The organism is Citrobacter sp. CK202 (genome assembly GCF_030333225.1).
GTDB lineage: Bacteria > Pseudomonadota > Gammaproteobacteria > Enterobacterales > Enterobacteriaceae > Citrobacter_B > Citrobacter_B koseri.
The window spans coordinates 535728-549293 of record NZ_JAOWGI010000026.1 but is presented as its reverse complement, the minus strand read 5'-3'; the positions used below and the strand labels follow the sequence as shown (position 1 = coordinate 549293).

The 13566-nt window shown below is 53.5% G+C and carries 14 protein-coding genes; 7 read left to right on the top strand and 7 right to left on the bottom strand.

All coding sequences use genetic code 11. The features are described from left to right. Nucleotides 1–6: 6 nt before the first annotated feature. On the top strand, nt 7–705 hold the full coding sequence (gene urtE, locus OGX84_RS15385) for an urea ABC transporter ATP-binding subunit UrtE (RefSeq protein WP_286458138.1): 699 nt from the start codon (nt 7–9) through the stop codon (nt 703–705). 46 nt (nt 706–751) lie between these two features. On the opposite strand, the gene ydeE is transcribed toward urtE, so the two are convergent. Then, nucleotides 752–1939 (bottom strand): efflux MFS transporter YdeE, encoded by a 1188-nt coding sequence (gene ydeE / locus OGX84_RS15380; protein ID WP_286449518.1) that lies wholly within the window; start codon nt 1937–1939, stop codon nt 752–754. Nucleotides 1940–2134: 195 nt separating this feature from the next. On the opposite strand from ydeE, the gene eamA reads away from it, so the two are divergent. Then, a complete protein-coding gene (eamA, locus tag OGX84_RS15375; protein WP_047457143.1) occupies nt 2135–3034 on the top strand; it encodes an O-acetylserine/cysteine exporter in 900 nt (299 codons plus the stop codon). Nucleotides 3035–3066: 32 nt separating this feature from the next. Here the strand turns inward: eamA and marB are convergent, their stop codons facing one another. Genes marB through marR form a run of 3 tightly spaced genes read right to left on the bottom strand, consistent with a single transcriptional unit; the run spans nt 3067 to nt 4152 of the window. Continuing rightward, nucleotides 3067–3285, bottom strand: a complete 219-nt coding sequence (gene marB, locus OGX84_RS15370; protein WP_058669098.1) for a multiple antibiotic resistance protein MarB — start codon at nt 3283–3285, stop codon at nt 3067–3069. Nucleotides 3286–3315: 30 nt separating this feature from the next. Then, nucleotides 3316–3699 (bottom strand): MDR efflux pump AcrAB transcriptional activator MarA, encoded by a 384-nt coding sequence (gene marA / locus OGX84_RS15365; RefSeq protein ID WP_024130339.1) that lies wholly within the window; start codon nt 3697–3699, stop codon nt 3316–3318. 18 nt (nt 3700–3717) lie between these two features. Beyond that, nucleotides 3718–4152, bottom strand: coding sequence for a multiple antibiotic resistance transcriptional regulator MarR (marR, locus tag OGX84_RS15360; RefSeq protein ID WP_012132424.1), 435 nt, complete (start codon nt 4150–4152; stop codon nt 3718–3720). A gap of 250 nt (nt 4153–4402) precedes the next feature. On the opposite strand from marR, the gene OGX84_RS15355 reads away from it, so the two are divergent. After that, nucleotides 4403–5068: a MarC family NAAT transporter gene (locus OGX84_RS15355; RefSeq protein WP_012132423.1), complete on the top strand. Its 666-nt coding sequence runs from the start codon at nt 4403–4405 to the stop codon at nt 5066–5068. A 661-nt stretch (nt 5069–5729) separates the two neighbouring features. Here the strand turns inward: OGX84_RS15355 and OGX84_RS15350 are convergent. From OGX84_RS15350 to ptrR, 3 genes are all read right to left on the bottom strand, one after another. Continuing rightward, complete coding sequence (locus tag OGX84_RS15350) at nt 5730–6923, bottom strand: sugar transporter (RefSeq protein WP_012132421.1); 1194 nt, start codon at nt 6921–6923, stop codon at nt 5730–5732. A 164-nt stretch (nt 6924–7087) separates the two neighbouring features. Continuing rightward, nucleotides 7088–8032 (bottom strand): L-lactate dehydrogenase, encoded by a 945-nt coding sequence (locus OGX84_RS15345; RefSeq protein WP_024130338.1) that lies wholly within the window; start codon nt 8030–8032, stop codon nt 7088–7090. Between the two features lie 81 nt (nt 8033–8113). Then, nucleotides 8114–8980 carry a putrescine utilization regulator PtrR gene (gene ptrR / locus OGX84_RS15340; RefSeq protein WP_047457132.1) on the bottom strand — a complete coding sequence of 289 codons (867 nt, stop codon included), beginning with the start codon at nt 8978–8980 and terminating at the stop codon, nt 8114–8116. A 104-nt stretch (nt 8981–9084) separates the two neighbouring features. Here ptrR and sad point away from each other — a divergent pair, with 104 nt between their 5' ends. From sad to OGX84_RS15320, 4 genes are all read left to right on the top strand, one after another. Beyond that, nucleotides 9085–10473 carry a succinate-semialdehyde dehydrogenase gene (gene sad, locus OGX84_RS15335; protein WP_115614801.1) on the top strand — a complete coding sequence of 463 codons (1389 nt, stop codon included), beginning with the start codon at nt 9085–9087 and terminating at the stop codon, nt 10471–10473. 102 nt (nt 10474–10575) lie between these two features. Continuing rightward, nucleotides 10576–12165 (top strand): methyl-accepting chemotaxis protein, encoded by a 1590-nt coding sequence (locus OGX84_RS15330; RefSeq protein WP_047457125.1) that lies wholly within the window; start codon nt 10576–10578, stop codon nt 12163–12165. Nucleotides 12166–12228: 63 nt separating this feature from the next. Beyond that, entirely contained in the window at nt 12229–13155 is a 927-nt protein-coding gene (gene glsB, locus OGX84_RS15325) for a glutaminase B (RefSeq protein WP_058669100.1), read from the top strand. Further along, entirely contained in the window at nt 13155–13514 is a 360-nt protein-coding gene (locus OGX84_RS15320; protein ID WP_115181650.1) for a DUF4186 domain-containing protein, read from the top strand. The genes glsB and OGX84_RS15320 overlap by 1 nt, the downstream gene beginning before the upstream one ends. Nucleotides 13515–13566 lie beyond the last annotated feature (52 nt).

The window sequence follows — 13566 nt, the reverse complement described above, 5'->3', positions numbered from 1 at the left end:
GGACGGATGTTACAGGTGAATGAACTGAATCAATATTACGGCGGCAGTCATATCCTGCGCGGGGTAAGTTTTGAGGCCCGCATTGGCGAAGTAACCTGTTTGCTTGGGCGTAACGGCGTGGGAAAAACCACCTTACTGAAGTGTCTGATGGGGTTAATCCCGGCACGCACCGGCAATGTGGTCTGGCAGGGGAAGAACATCACCCAGCGTAAACCGCATCAGCGCGTGCGGGCCGGTGTCGCCTATGTGCCGCAAGGGCGGGAGATTTTTCCTCGCCTGACGGTAGAGGAAAACCTGCTGTTGGGGCTGTCGCGTTTTTCCGCCCGCGATGCAAAACAGGTGCCGGATGACATTTACGCGCTTTTCCCGGTGCTTAAAGAGATGAAGCACCGGCGAGGGGGCGATCTTTCCGGGGGGCAACAGCAGCAGCTGGCAATTGGCCGGGCGCTGGCCTGCCGTCCTCAGCTGTTAATTCTGGATGAACCGACCGAAGGGATACAGCCGTCGGTGATCAAAGAGATTGGGCAGGTGATTGCACATCTGGCGCGTCAGGGGGATATGGCGATTTTGCTGGTGGAGCAGTTCTATGATTTTGCCGCCCAACTGGCGGATCACTACTTATTGATGTCGCGGGGAAGCATTATTCAGAGCGGCAGGGGCGAGAATATGGAAGCGGAGGGCGTTCGCGGGCTGGTCGCGATCTGAGTTCCGGGACTGTACCGGACGTTATCCGGCACAGTCTGGCGTGCCGTCAGCACATTGCGGGCTGCCCCCAGGGTCTGGCCCGCATCCCTTTTAGCATTAGCGCCCAGGCAAGAATAATCGCAACGATCAGCACCGCAAACAGGGACCAGGGGGGCAAGGTGGTGAGGATCACGCCGCTGACCAGCGGGTTGACCGCCGCGCCGAGCCAGCCAAGCGACTGCGCTGAGAAGTAGCTTGCTTTCATCCCCGCCGGAGCAATGTTATCGATCAGCATATATTCGCCCGGGGCATAAATAACCTCGCCAATGGTAAATACGGCGGCGGAGAGCCCCCAGAGCAGAAGGCTGTTTCCTGAAATCATAAAACCAACCAGCCCAGCCACAAAACAGATTGTGCCGGCCGCCATCGAGGGTCTGATATTTGCGGTCGTTAACCGACGGCCTACGGCATATTGCAGACTAACAACAATCGCCGCGTTGACGGGGAGTACGACAGCCACCACTTTTTCGGCAAAATTACCGTTCGCGACGACCATGACATACTGGGAAATACATGAGGCGAACGCGCCGCTGACAAATGACGCCAGGAAGGCCGACAGGGTAAACCAGAACAGGGCTTTATCGCGTAACAGCACCGATGGCGACCAGACTGACGCCGTTGTTCCTTCAACGGGCGTCTCTGCGCGCTTCACCCAGGTCTGGATAAACACCAGCGGGAAAGCAGAGCAAATGGCCGCAAGCCAGAACGGCAGGTTGATGCTTTGCATGACCAGCAGGGTGCCAAGCGGCGGCCCGACGGTCCAGCCAATATTGAGCACGGTATAGTTGAGGGAAAATATTTTGCTCCTGGTTGTGGCGGAAAGATTGTCGGCAAACCAGGCTTTCAACACGGTGGCAAAGACGGAGTAGGCGCAGTTTATCAGGGCGAAAAGCAGCACCACCAGCGTGACACTGTGCACCAGGGGGATGGCGATAAAGCCCAGCAAGAACGCCGAAATTGCCAGAAGCATATAGCGCTTTTTATCGAACTTATCCGCGAGGATGCCGAAACCCAGGCTGAAAATCACGCCGATGGTTAACGCTACCGTCATGGCATAGCCGATCAGATCGACGCTCAGATCGTACTGGCGGTTAAGATAGATCGTCATGAACGGAAGCGTGGCGCCGCGCCCAATGGTCAATAACAGTGATGAGGCGAGTAAAGCGAGGGTGGAGCGTCTCAGCGTTGTGTTCATTTTCCTGCCCGACAATGCGTTTCATTATATTTATTGGTGATTTAAAGCAATAGCACGGCAAAAGTGTGATGTATACCCGGGATGTTGTTCGAAAGTGCTCGTCCCGCCCTACCTGAATTAATGATCTGTTCCGGGGCGATGATTTCCGTTAACTTAACTTGTTTACAAAAATTTAATATTTGCAGGGGCCGTGGTATGTCGCGTAAAGACGGGTTATTGGCATTACTGGTCGTGGTGGTGTGGGGGCTTAACTTTGTCGTCATCAAAGTCGGGCTGCACAATATGCCGCCGCTGATGCTGGCGGGATTACGTTTTTTGCTGGTCGCGTTTCCGGCTATCTTCTTCGTTGCGCGTCCGAAAATCCCGCTGTCGCTGTTACTCGGCTACGGTCTGACCATCAGTTTTGGTCAATTCGCGTTTCTCTTTTGTGCGATTAAATTCGGAATGCCTGCCGGCCTGGCGTCACTGGTGCTACAGGCGCAGGCGTTTTTTACCATCGTGCTGGGCGCGTTTGCGTTCGGCGAGCGCTTGCAGGGCAAACAGGTGGCCGGTATCGCGCTGGCGGTGTTTGGCGTTCTGCTGCTGATAGAAGCCAGCCTCAATGGGCAACATATTGCGATGCTCGGGTTTATGTTAACGCTGGCGGCGGCGTTCTGCTGGGCGTGCGGGAATATTTTCAATAAGAAGATCATGCAACATGCCACTCGCCCGGCGGTGATGTCGCTGGTGGTCTGGAGCGCGCTGATCCCGATTATTCCCTTCTTTCTGGCCTCTTTGATTCTGGACGGTTCTGCGCAGATGGTTCAGAGCCTGATTGCGATTGATATGACGACGATTTTATCGCTGGTGTATCTGGCGTTTGTCGCCACGATTGTCGGTTACGGGATCTGGGGAACGTTGCTCGGACGCTATGAAACCTGGCGCGTGGCGCCGCTGTCTTTGCTGGTGCCGGTCGTGGGGTTGGCCAGCGCGGCTGTGTTGCTCAATGAGACGCTTACCGGGTTACAGTTTCTTGGCGCGGTGCTGATTATGGCGGGTTTGTACATCAACGTGTTTGGTTTTCGGCTGCGCAAAGCGGCGCAGGTAAGGGGATAAAAAAAGCCCCGCAGTGGCGGGGCAAAAACGAATTACAGGCTGTGTCCGTTGTAATACGGCACGCCTAATTCGTCGGACTTATCGCTTCCCGCACCCATATGATTGAAATCGAATGGCGACTGATCATGCGCAGACGGCATGACCATCGCATCGCGATCATTTTGTGTTCCAGGTTGTGCGGTTTGCTCCGCAATGCTTGGGCCAGAGACGACAAACAGCACAGCCAGCATTGCGGAAGACAGAGATTTCATGATTTCCTCGATTACGTCATTAACAGGCGATTAGCAATTACAATGGTTGAGTGGATGCAAATACCGGGATTCGCCATGCATATTGGTAATACGGTACTTATGCGGTGGAACGTCGAAATAGTTTTTAAATGTCCGGGTCAGCGTCTGCTGTGACTCAAAGCCATAACGTTCCGCCAGGTACAGGATCGGTTCGTTACTTTCTTTTAATTTCTGGGCTATTTCAGTCATTTTGCGACTGCGGATGTACTGGCCTAATGAGTGACCGGTCTCTTTTTTAAACATCCGTTGCAGGTGCCATTTGGAGTAACCTGAACGCTCTGACACTTTTTCCAGTGAGAGCGGCGATTCCAGGTTATCTTCGATCCAGTCCAAAATGCTATGAATGGTAATAGCGTCAGTATTGCGTCTGGACATCGTCATACCTCTTTCTGTTTACGGCAGGATTTTCTTAAGCAAAAGCTCAAGTGTTGCCACTTCATCCGCCGTTAAGTTTTTTGTTAGTTCCTGGTGCAGGTCTTGTCCTACTAACTGATGACATTGCTCACAAATTGCCGCGCCGTGTTCGGTGAGCTTCACCAGCACGCCGCGTTTGTCATGTGGATTTGGCAGTCTTTCGATCCAGCCTTTACAGACCAGCCGATCAAGCATGCGCGTCAATGCGCCGAGATCGACAGACAGCACTTTCTTCAGCTCGACCGGGGTAATGCATACCGCGCAACGGATAGAACAGAGCACCTTAAACTGCGATGCGGTGATATCCAGCGGCGACAGATAGTCGTTCAACAGACGATCTTTTTTCTGATTGACCATGTAGATCAAGCGACCCAGCGGGATGATTTCGTTGAATAGGTCACTGGTGCTTTTCACAATGGTTGCCCCGGCAAGTAGTTAGTCACGGCAGATACTATTGCCCAGGCAAATATAAGTCAATCGAATGAATAAGGGGATGCCACGATTTGCTAAAACGCGTCAGTGCAGGGGCTGTATCACGGGGTAATTTATTAATAATAATTACTGGTTATGCTTATTCGGCATAATGAATGCTTAATGGCGAAACGCCGCGTTTTCCCTTTATACTTGCCGCTTACAACGAGCTTGATGGGGAAGAGATGGCATTATGATGGATTTGTTTAAAGCGATAGGGCTTGGGCTGGTTGTCCTGCTGCCTTTGGCGAACCCGCTAACCACGGTGGCGTTGTTTTTAGGCCTGGCCGGTAATATGAACAGCGCGGAGCGTAACCGTCAGTCGCTGATGGCCTCCGTGTATGTGTTCGCCATCATGATGGTTGCGTATTACGCCGGTCAACTGGTGATGAACACCTTTGGAATTTCCATCCCCGGTTTGCGCATTGCGGGTGGGCTGATTGTCGCCTTTATCGGCTTTCGGATGTTGTTCCCGCAGCAGAAGGCGCACGAATCGCCGGAGGCGAAAAGCAAGTCAGAAGAGCTGGAGGATGAGCCTTCCGCCAATATCGCTTTTGTTCCGCTGGCGATGCCGAGCACCGCAGGGCCGGGGACGATCGCGATGATCATCAGTTCGGCCTCTACCGTACGTCACGGCGTCGATTTTCCCGGCTGGGTTATTCTGGTGGCGCCACCGCTTATTTTTCTGGCGGTGTCAGTGATTCTGTGGGGTTCTCTGCGCAGCTCAGGGGCGATTATGCGACTGGTCGGCAAGGGGGGAATTGAAGCTATTTCCCGGCTGATGGGCTTCTTACTGGTCTGTATGGGCGTGCAGTTTATCATTAACGGCGTGCTGGAAATTATTAAGACTTACCATTAAGTGACATGTGTTGCCCTGAAAAAAATAAAAACCACCGTTGGTAGCGGTGGTTTTTATTTTTGAAGCCAGTCATTGATTCAGGAAAGGCTTCAGCACTTATAAAAAGTGCGATAAACCAAACTTAACACGCGCATTATCTTACGCCACATCAGGCCATCATACAAATCTAACCGTTAATGATTACATCGCTAAGCCGTCTTATATTCGGTGCTGAATTATTTATGCTTTTATATACACCCTGTGAATTAATGTATAAAAATCATTGTGTTGATGCGTTTTTTTCGGGGAGGGTTATACTGCACAGGTGTGTTGATTATCGTTTTACTGGCTTTTGCTCCTGTGCAGAAAAAGTTTCTAAGTCCTGGCTTACGGGGTGGTACCTGCGAGCGCCTGGGCCAGGAATGCGATAAACCAAACTTAACACACTTGATCTTCGGTGGACGGGCAAGGAGAGGCTAAGCCGGAGTAATCGCATTCCTCTTTAAGAGGAAGAAAGCGTGGTGAATATCTTAAGCACGATTATTGTGGTTCTTGAGTTCATCGTTGCATCATTGCAACTGATCTTATCGTTCATTAAGTAACATTGATAAGAAACGAGTAAAGGGCCAGAACTTACCTGCTCTGGCCCTTTATAAAAAAGTCATTTTATTGGGGTTTTACTTCAATGCTGCGGCTGTTCTTCCAGTGAAACAGGCCAGCGGCGAAAGATAATGATCGACCACACCAGCGCCGCCAGGGCTGGCACTGCGCCAACGTAGCCAATAGTGGACATCGACCAGTGTAAACTCACCTGATTCCCCACCAATGCGCCAGCGCCAATGCCAATATTAAAAATGCCTGAGAACAGCGCCATTGCCACATCGGTGGCGTCCGGCGCCAGTGCCAGGACTTTCACCTGCATCCCCAGGCCTATCACCATAATGGCGATGCCCCAGAAAATACTCAGCACGGCAAGATGGCTTTCGCTGTCTGCTGCGGGCAGCAGGAGCATCAGGCAAATCACCAGCAGCATAATGGCAATGCTGATAAGCGGCGAGGCGTACTGATTACCCAGTTTGCCGAATACCACGCTGCCGATAATCCCGGCGCCGCCGAGGATCAGCAGTAATACCGTGGCAAAGTTTGCGCTCAGACCCGCCACCGTTTGTACAAACGGTTCAATATAGCTGTATGCCGTATAGTGTGCGGTGACCACCACGACCGTCAGTAAATAAATACTCATTAGCGCCGGGCGACGGAACAGCAGCGGCAGACTTTTTAGTGACCCAGAATGTTCGCTGGGCAATTTCGGCAGCAGTTTGATCAGGCATACCAGCGTGATTAACGCCCCTATACCAATGGCGAAGAACGTTGTTCGCCAGCCGAAGTATTGACCAACGATACGCCCGATAGGCAGCCCCAGCACCATCGCCAGCGCGGTTCCGGTGGCGATCAGACTCAGTGCCTGCGCACGTTTGCCTGGCGGCGCAAGGCGAATGGCCAGCGAAGCGGTAATAGACCAGAAGACGGCGTGTGCAAACGCGATCCCGATGCGGCTGATTACCAGCACGGTAAAATTCCATGCCAGGAAGGAGAGCACATGGCTGGCAATGAAGAGAACAAACAGGCAGATTAGCAGCTTACGCCGCTCAACCTGACTGGTCAGCAACATAAAGGGCAACGACATCAGCGCCACAACCCAGGCATAGATCGTCAGCATAATCCCGACCTGCGCGGTCGGCATAGCAAAACTTCGGGCGATGTCCGACAGTAAGCCAACAGGGACAAACTCTGTGGTATTGAAAATAAAAGCGGCAATAGCAAGCGTAACTACCCGTAGCCACGCGACCTTGCGGGAAACAGTGTTTGTTGTCATAAGAGTAAATCGGGTTAGTTGCGAAAAGGCGAGGTCACGATCTTAAAACGTTTGCTGGCGAAAATACAATCATTTTGTGATGTATGTCTCATTATCGTTGGTGAGCCGATTGATGAAACAAACGAAATGGCGTCCGGGTATGGAAATCATCCCGGACACCGTATTCAGGGGAGTTTTGCGATATTCGCTTTGATGACTTCGGCGGAGTATCTGAATTTCGCCAGCTCATCATCGGCTAACTGTAATTCGATAATTTGTTGAACACCGCTTTGAGTCAGCACCGCCGGTACGCCGATAGCGACGCCGTCAACGCCGTATTCCCCCTCCAGTACGCAGGAGATGGCCAGCGCCCGATGGCTTCCGGTGAAGACGTTCCGGCAAATTTCCGCAATGGTTCCGGCAATACCATATTCAGTGCAGCCCTTGCGGTTATAGATTTCAAACCCATGTTTGCGCACTTTTTCCGCCATCGCCTCGACGTCCAGGATTTTACCCGTACGGCGTTGATAAACATCCGCAATCGGAGAACCGTAGACGGAAGAGTGGGACCAGACCGGGAATTGCGTATCGCCATGCTCTCCCAGAATAAAGGCATCGATGCTTTGCGCGCCGATATCCAGTTCCTGCGCCAGTGCGCGCCGTAAACGGGTGGTGTCCAGCCAGACGCCGGTGCCGATTACCTGGCTGCGCGGCAGGCCTGATAGCGTCCATACCTGCCAGGTAATGATATCGCAAGGATTGGTGGCGATAAGAAAGATGCCGTTAAAGCCGCCATCCATCATTTCCGGTACGATCTTTTGGACGATCCGCGCGGTGTTGTTCAGCTCATCAAGCCGTGTTTGCCCTGGTTTTAATGCGCCGCCGGAAACGGTAATCACGGCGATATCGACATCGGCACATTCATGCGCCTCCCGGGTGGAAATGGTCATCATCCCCGGCATGTAGGCCGCTGCATCGGCGAGATCCAAAGCATGGCCTTCCGAACGATCTCTGTTCAAATCGACCAGAATCAGTTCTTCACAAATATTCTGATTGAGCAGAGCGTAAGCTGCTGATGCGCCAACATTACCTGCCCCAATGATCATCACTTTACGCGCTTTGGTGTTCATGACTGTTCCATATCCGTTTTCGTCTTGCGCAGTATAAAACGCTTCTCCCGGCAGGCGTAGCCCCAAACCCATAGGATAATGCTATGGCTGCGAGGACGGATTCAGCAGGGCGATAAACGCGTCCAGTTGACGGGTCATTGCCCCGCGACGCCACACAAGCCATGTGTCCAGCCATCGCCACTCTTCGCTCAACGGCCAGGCTTCGACCTGATGATGCCCGGGCATACTTTCCAGCATGGTACGAGGGATCAGCGCGATGCCCGCTCCGGCGATAACGCACGCCAGCATGCCGTGGTACGACTCCATTTCATGAATGGTGCCGGGCATCGCGCGATCGGCATGAAACCAGCTTTCAAAGTGACGGCGATAAGAGCAGTTTGCGCGAAAGGCGTAGATATTGCTGCCATTCACGTCTTTTGCCCGCCGTACGGGGGAATGCCCATGAGGGGCGACAATCATCATCTCTTCACGGTATACCGGCATACCTTCAAGACCCGGATGAGTAATCGGGCCATCAACAAACGCTGCGTTAAGTCTGCCTTCCAGAACGCCTTCGAGCATTGTCCCGGAAGGCCCGGTAGAGAGGGCGAACTGAATTTTGGGGTAACGCTGATTGTACCCTGCAAGCGTGGCCGGGATGCGTACCGCTGCGGTGCTTTCCAGCGCGCCGAGTGAAAACAGTCCCTGAGGTTCATCACCAGCAACCACCATTCGCGCTTCATCAACCAGTGCCAGGATCTGCTGGCTGTAGCGCAGAAAGTTATGCCCGGCGGGAGAAAGGCGCAGCCGCTGACTTTCACGAATAAACAGATCCACGCCAAGATCGGCCTCAAGCTGGCGGATTCGCGTAGTGAGGTTCGACGGGACGCGATGCACCTTCGCCGCCGCCTGCGTAATACTGCCGGTTTCAGCCACGGCATTGAACATTTCCAACTGAGTCAGATCCATGGTTTTCTCTTTTTGTGAACGCGGTGCTTAATATTATTCATTTTTCAGAAAGAGTAAATGCGCCCATTATGCAGGCATATCCCGCAACGTAGAGAGACAAACCGATGACGATGACACCTGCTACACATGCGATTTCCGTGGACCCGACAACCGGTGAAACGCTGGCGATGATGCCGTGGGCCAGCGCTGATGATATTGAAAATGCACTCACTCTGGCTGCCCGTGGATTTGAGGAATGGAAACGCACGACGGTGGCATACCGGGCGCAGAAACTTCGCGATATCGGGCAAGCGCTGCGTAACCGTACAGACGAGATGGCGCACAGTATTTCCCGTGAGATGGGAAAACCGATCCGGCAGGCGTGCGCCGAGGTGGCGAAATCTGCGGCGCTCTGTGACTGGTATGCAGAACATGGCCCCGCGATGCTTAACCCGGAACCGACGCTGGTGGAAAATCAGCAGGCGGTGATTGCATATCGTCCGCTGGGGACAATACTGGCGGTCATGCCGTGGAACTTTCCGCTCTGGCAGGTATTACGCGGGGCGATTCCCATCCTGCTGGCGGGTAACGGCTATTTACTAAAACATGCGCCGAATGTGATCGGTTGCGCTGAACGTATTGCGCAGATCTTCGCCGATGCCGATATTCCGGCGGGCGTTTATGGCTGGGTAAATGCCAGTAACGACGGCGTTAGCCAGATGATTAACGATCCCCGTATTGCCGCCGTGACGGTAACGGGCAGCGTGCGTGCCGGGGCCGCGATTGGCGCGCAGGCCGGGGCAGCGCTGAAAAAATGCGTGCTTGAACTGGGCGGCTCCGATCCGTTTATCGTTCTTAACGATGCCGACCTGGATCTGGCTGTTAAAGCCGCTGTCGCCGGTCGCTATCAAAATACCGGGCAGGTATGCGCGGCGGCGAAGCGCTTTATTGTTGAAGAGGGGATTGCCGGGGAATTTACTGAACGGTTTGTTGCCGCCGCCAGCGCACTGAAAATGGGCGATCCGCTGGCGGAAGAGAACGATCTCGGTCCTATGGCGCGTTTTGATCTACGGGATGAGCTGCATCAGCAAGTGGAGGCATCAATAGCAGAAGGCGCGCGTTTATTACTGGGCGGTGAGAAGCTCGCCGGGGAAGGCAACTATTATGCCGTTACGGTGCTGGGCGATGTGACGCCTGAGATGACGGCGTTTCGTCAGGAGTTGTTTGGGCCCGTGGCGGCGATAACCGTAGCGAAGAACGCCGAACATGCCTTGCAACTGGCTAATGACAGCGACTTTGGGTTGTCGGCGACGCTGTTCACTGCGCGTGATGCACTGGCTCAGGAGATGGCATCGCGCCTGGAATGCGGCGGGGTGTTTATCAATGGATACAGCGCCAGCGATCCGCGTGTGGCATTTGGCGGCGTGAAGAAAAGCGGCTTTGGTCGCGAGCTCTCTCATTTTGGCCTGCATGAGTTTTGCAACGTACAAACTGTCTGGAAAAACCGTCTGTGATCATTCTGGCGTCTTCTTGAGGCGCCATGTCACATTACTGCAATAGTTCTGTCATTTTCTCTCCGTACACTCGCGCATAACGCATTGATACAGAAGAATATCATGAACTTAACGCAAATTTTTCGAGGCTTAATTCGTCGTTTCACTCCCCGCCAGTTTGGTCTGTTAACGGGAATATTTTGCATTATCGCGCTGTTTTCTATTTTGCAGGTTGCGTCATCCCTGATGCTGTCGTTTTCCGTGCGAGACGCTCAGCGCAACGAACAACGTAACCAGCAGGCACTGCTGCAACAAACGAAGGTGGATGAGGCGAGGGTAGCGCTGTTGTCCGCAAGCGATCTGCTGAACCGGGCGGGCGTTTACTTTATGCAGGATGCCGCAACGGGATCAGAAGGCAGCTGGCGCCCGTTGATGGATGAAGCTCAGCAGGCGCTGGTAGAGTCAAAAACGGCCTGGGATGCCTGGCTTGCAATGGCCCCTCATAAAGACGACGGCCTGATTGAGAGTTATCAGCGTTTTTATAGTGGTATTCAGGAACAGGCGGATGGTTTGAGCCAGACTAACGCCATCGACGCGTTCTTTGCTGTTCCTGTTCAGGCGTTTCAGACAGATTTCAATGAAAACTATGCTCGCTTTCAGCAAGAGAGTGGGCGTCAGACAGAAGGTGGCAGGCAGCAGCTGATTGCCAGCCTGGAAGGGTTGCAGCACCTCTTTTTGTTCATCCCGTTTGTGCTGGTGGTGATTGCCCTGCTGGTCTGGAGCGGCATGTCTCGCTGGGTTATTTCTCCGCTGCGCCGCCTGATCGCCCATATTAATATTCTGGCCGCAGGCGATCTGTCCGAACCAATGCCGAAGGTGAGCGGGTTTAACCGCGAGGTCGCGCAACTCAGTTCACGCATTGATGCGATGCAACAGGGGCTGAGGCAGCTGGTGCAGCAGGTGAGCGATGCCACCACCGCAATGGTCGGCAACATCGATCAGCTTGCGCAGAGCAACAAACAGCTTTATCAGCAATCGGCGAAACAGAGCGAAGAGTTAAGTAGTGTCACCTCGCATATCTCGTTTCTGGAAACGCATGTCGAGGACAATAGCGGCTTTGCCAGACTGGCTAATCAACGTGCAGCCGAGGCGCGTCAGGTAGCGGCTGGCGGCGATCGTATGATGGAGACCGTTAACCGTTCGATGCAGGCGATTGTTGAGCGATCGTCAGAAATGCGCGGGATCATCTCTCTGATTGACAGCGTCGCGTTCCAGACCAATATCCTGGCGCTGAACGCGGCTATCGAAGCGGCCCATGCCGGAGAACAAGGTCGCGGATTTGCCGTGGTGGCAAAAGAAGTGGGGCTGCTGGCCCGTAAAAGCAGTCAGTCCACGCAGAACATACAGGAACTTATCCACCACTCCTTGCAGGGAATCGAGGAGGGTTCACATGCGGTTAATCGGCTGGAAGAGAATTTACAGCAGGTGATTTCGTTAGTAGACAATCTGGGCATACTGTTGAATGACATCTCTGGCGCCACGTTAAGCCAGGGGGACAGCATCCACCAGATGACGGGGCAGCTACAGGCGCTTAACCGTGCGGCGCAAGAGACCAGCAGCCTGGTGAATACCGCATCGGCATCATCGCTGCAACTGCATCATGAATCTCATCAGCTTCTGAACGCGGTGGCGCGATTTCGTCTTTCTGCCTGACGCCGCACATTCAGCTCTGTTATACTCGCAGGCCTTTTCAGACCTGCGAGCAAGGAGCACATTGTGGCCAGGGCCATGGACAATTCAATTTTAGAGACCATCCTTCAGCAGGTGCGCCCGTTGATTGGACAGGGGAAAGTGGCTGATTACATCCCTGCGCTGGCTTCTGTCGATGGGTCAAAACTGGGGATCGCCATTTGCACCGTTGACGGGCAATACTATCAGGCTGGCGATGCGCAGGAACGCTTCTCAATACAATCCATATCAAAGGTGCTGAGTCTGGTAGTGGCGATGCGTCACTACCCGGAAGAGGAAATCTGGCAACGTGTCGGAAAAGATCCCTCCGGGTCGCCATTCAATTCTTTGGTGCAACTGGAACTGGAGCAAGGGATACCGCGTAACCCCTTCATTAATGCTGGCGCGCTGGTGGTCTGCGATATGCTGCAAGGGCGACTGAGCGCGCCGCGCCAGCGTATGCTGGAAGTGGTCCGGGCGCTTAGCGGCGTGTCGGATATTGCGTATGACGTCACGGTCGCCCGTTCTGAATTTGAGCACTCCGCACGCAATGCTGCTATTGCCTGGCTGATGAAGTCATTTGGTAATTTCCAGCATGATGTCACTACCGTTTTGCAAAATTACTTTCACTACTGCGCGTTGAAAATGAGCTGTGCGGAACTGGCGCGTACATTTGTTTTTCTGGCCAGACAGGGGCAGGCGTTTCACCTTGATGAACCGGTTGTCTCGCCGATGCAGGCCCGACAAATCAACGCGCTGATGGCGACCAGTGGAATGTACCAGAACGCAGGCGAATTTGCCTGGCGAGTAGGATTACCTGCCAAGTCAGGCGTTGGCGGCGGGATTGTGGCGATTGTCCCGCACGAAATGGCGATTGCGGTATGGAGCCCTGAACTGGACCCGGCGGGCAACTCCCTGGCGGGTATTGCGGTACTCGAACAACTCACCCAACAATTAGGTCGTTCGGTTTACTGATGAACGCGCTTGATCCACTTTTTTCTCGCCTGTCACGTTCGCCATTTCGCGCGCGGTTTCGTCTTGGCGCAAAAGAAAGGCAGTATTGCTGGGATAAAGGCGCGCAGGTTATTGAACAACATGCCGCCGAGTTTATTGCTAAGCGGCTGGCCCCGGCTTTTCCGCGCAACGATGGTAAACAAACGCCGATGCGCGGCCACCCCGTATTTATTGCCCAACACGCGACGGCGACCTGCTGCCGTGGTTGTCTGGCGAAATGGCACAACATTCCCCAGGGAGAACCGCTGAGTGAAGAACAGCAGCAGTATGTTGTTGCCGTCATTCACCACTGGCTGGTTATCCAGATGACTCAGCCGTAAATCTCCGCGTCGTGAGAGATGTTAAAGCATAAAACAGTTTTGATTAATCGTG

Excerpts from the sequence above, each read along its gene's own strand:
- OGX84_RS15350 (WP_012132421.1), bottom strand. The coding sequence starts at position 6,923 with ATGACAACAAACACTGTTTCCCGCAAGGTCGCGTGGCTACGGGTAGTT.
- OGX84_RS15320 (WP_115181650.1), top strand. The coding sequence starts at position 13,155 with ATGAACGCGCTTGATCCACTTTTTTCTCGCCTGTCACGTTCGCCATTT.
- OGX84_RS15345 (WP_024130338.1), bottom strand. The coding sequence starts at position 8,032 with ATGAACACCAAAGCGCGTAAAGTGATGATCATTGGGGCAGGTAATGTT.
- marA (WP_024130339.1), bottom strand. The coding sequence starts at position 3,699 with ATGTCCAGACGCAATACTGACGCTATTACCATTCATAGCATTTTGGAC.
- OGX84_RS15330 (WP_047457125.1), top strand. The coding sequence starts at position 10,576 with ATGAACTTAACGCAAATTTTTCGAGGCTTAATTCGTCGTTTCACTCCC.
- ydeE (WP_286449518.1), bottom strand. The coding sequence starts at position 1,939 with ATGAACACAACGCTGAGACGCTCCACCCTCGCTTTACTCGCCTCATCA.
- ptrR (WP_047457132.1), bottom strand. The coding sequence starts at position 8,980 with ATGGATCTGACTCAGTTGGAAATGTTCAATGCCGTGGCTGAAACCGGC.
- eamA (WP_047457143.1), top strand. The coding sequence starts at position 2,135 with ATGTCGCGTAAAGACGGGTTATTGGCATTACTGGTCGTGGTGGTGTGG.
- OGX84_RS15355 (WP_012132423.1), top strand. The coding sequence starts at position 4,403 with ATGATGGATTTGTTTAAAGCGATAGGGCTTGGGCTGGTTGTCCTGCTG.
- urtE (WP_286458138.1), top strand. The coding sequence starts at position 7 with ATGTTACAGGTGAATGAACTGAATCAATATTACGGCGGCAGTCATATC.
- sad (WP_115614801.1), top strand. The coding sequence starts at position 9,085 with ATGACGATGACACCTGCTACACATGCGATTTCCGTGGACCCGACAACC.
- marB (WP_058669098.1), bottom strand. The coding sequence starts at position 3,285 with ATGAAATCTCTGTCTTCCGCAATGCTGGCTGTGCTGTTTGTCGTCTCT.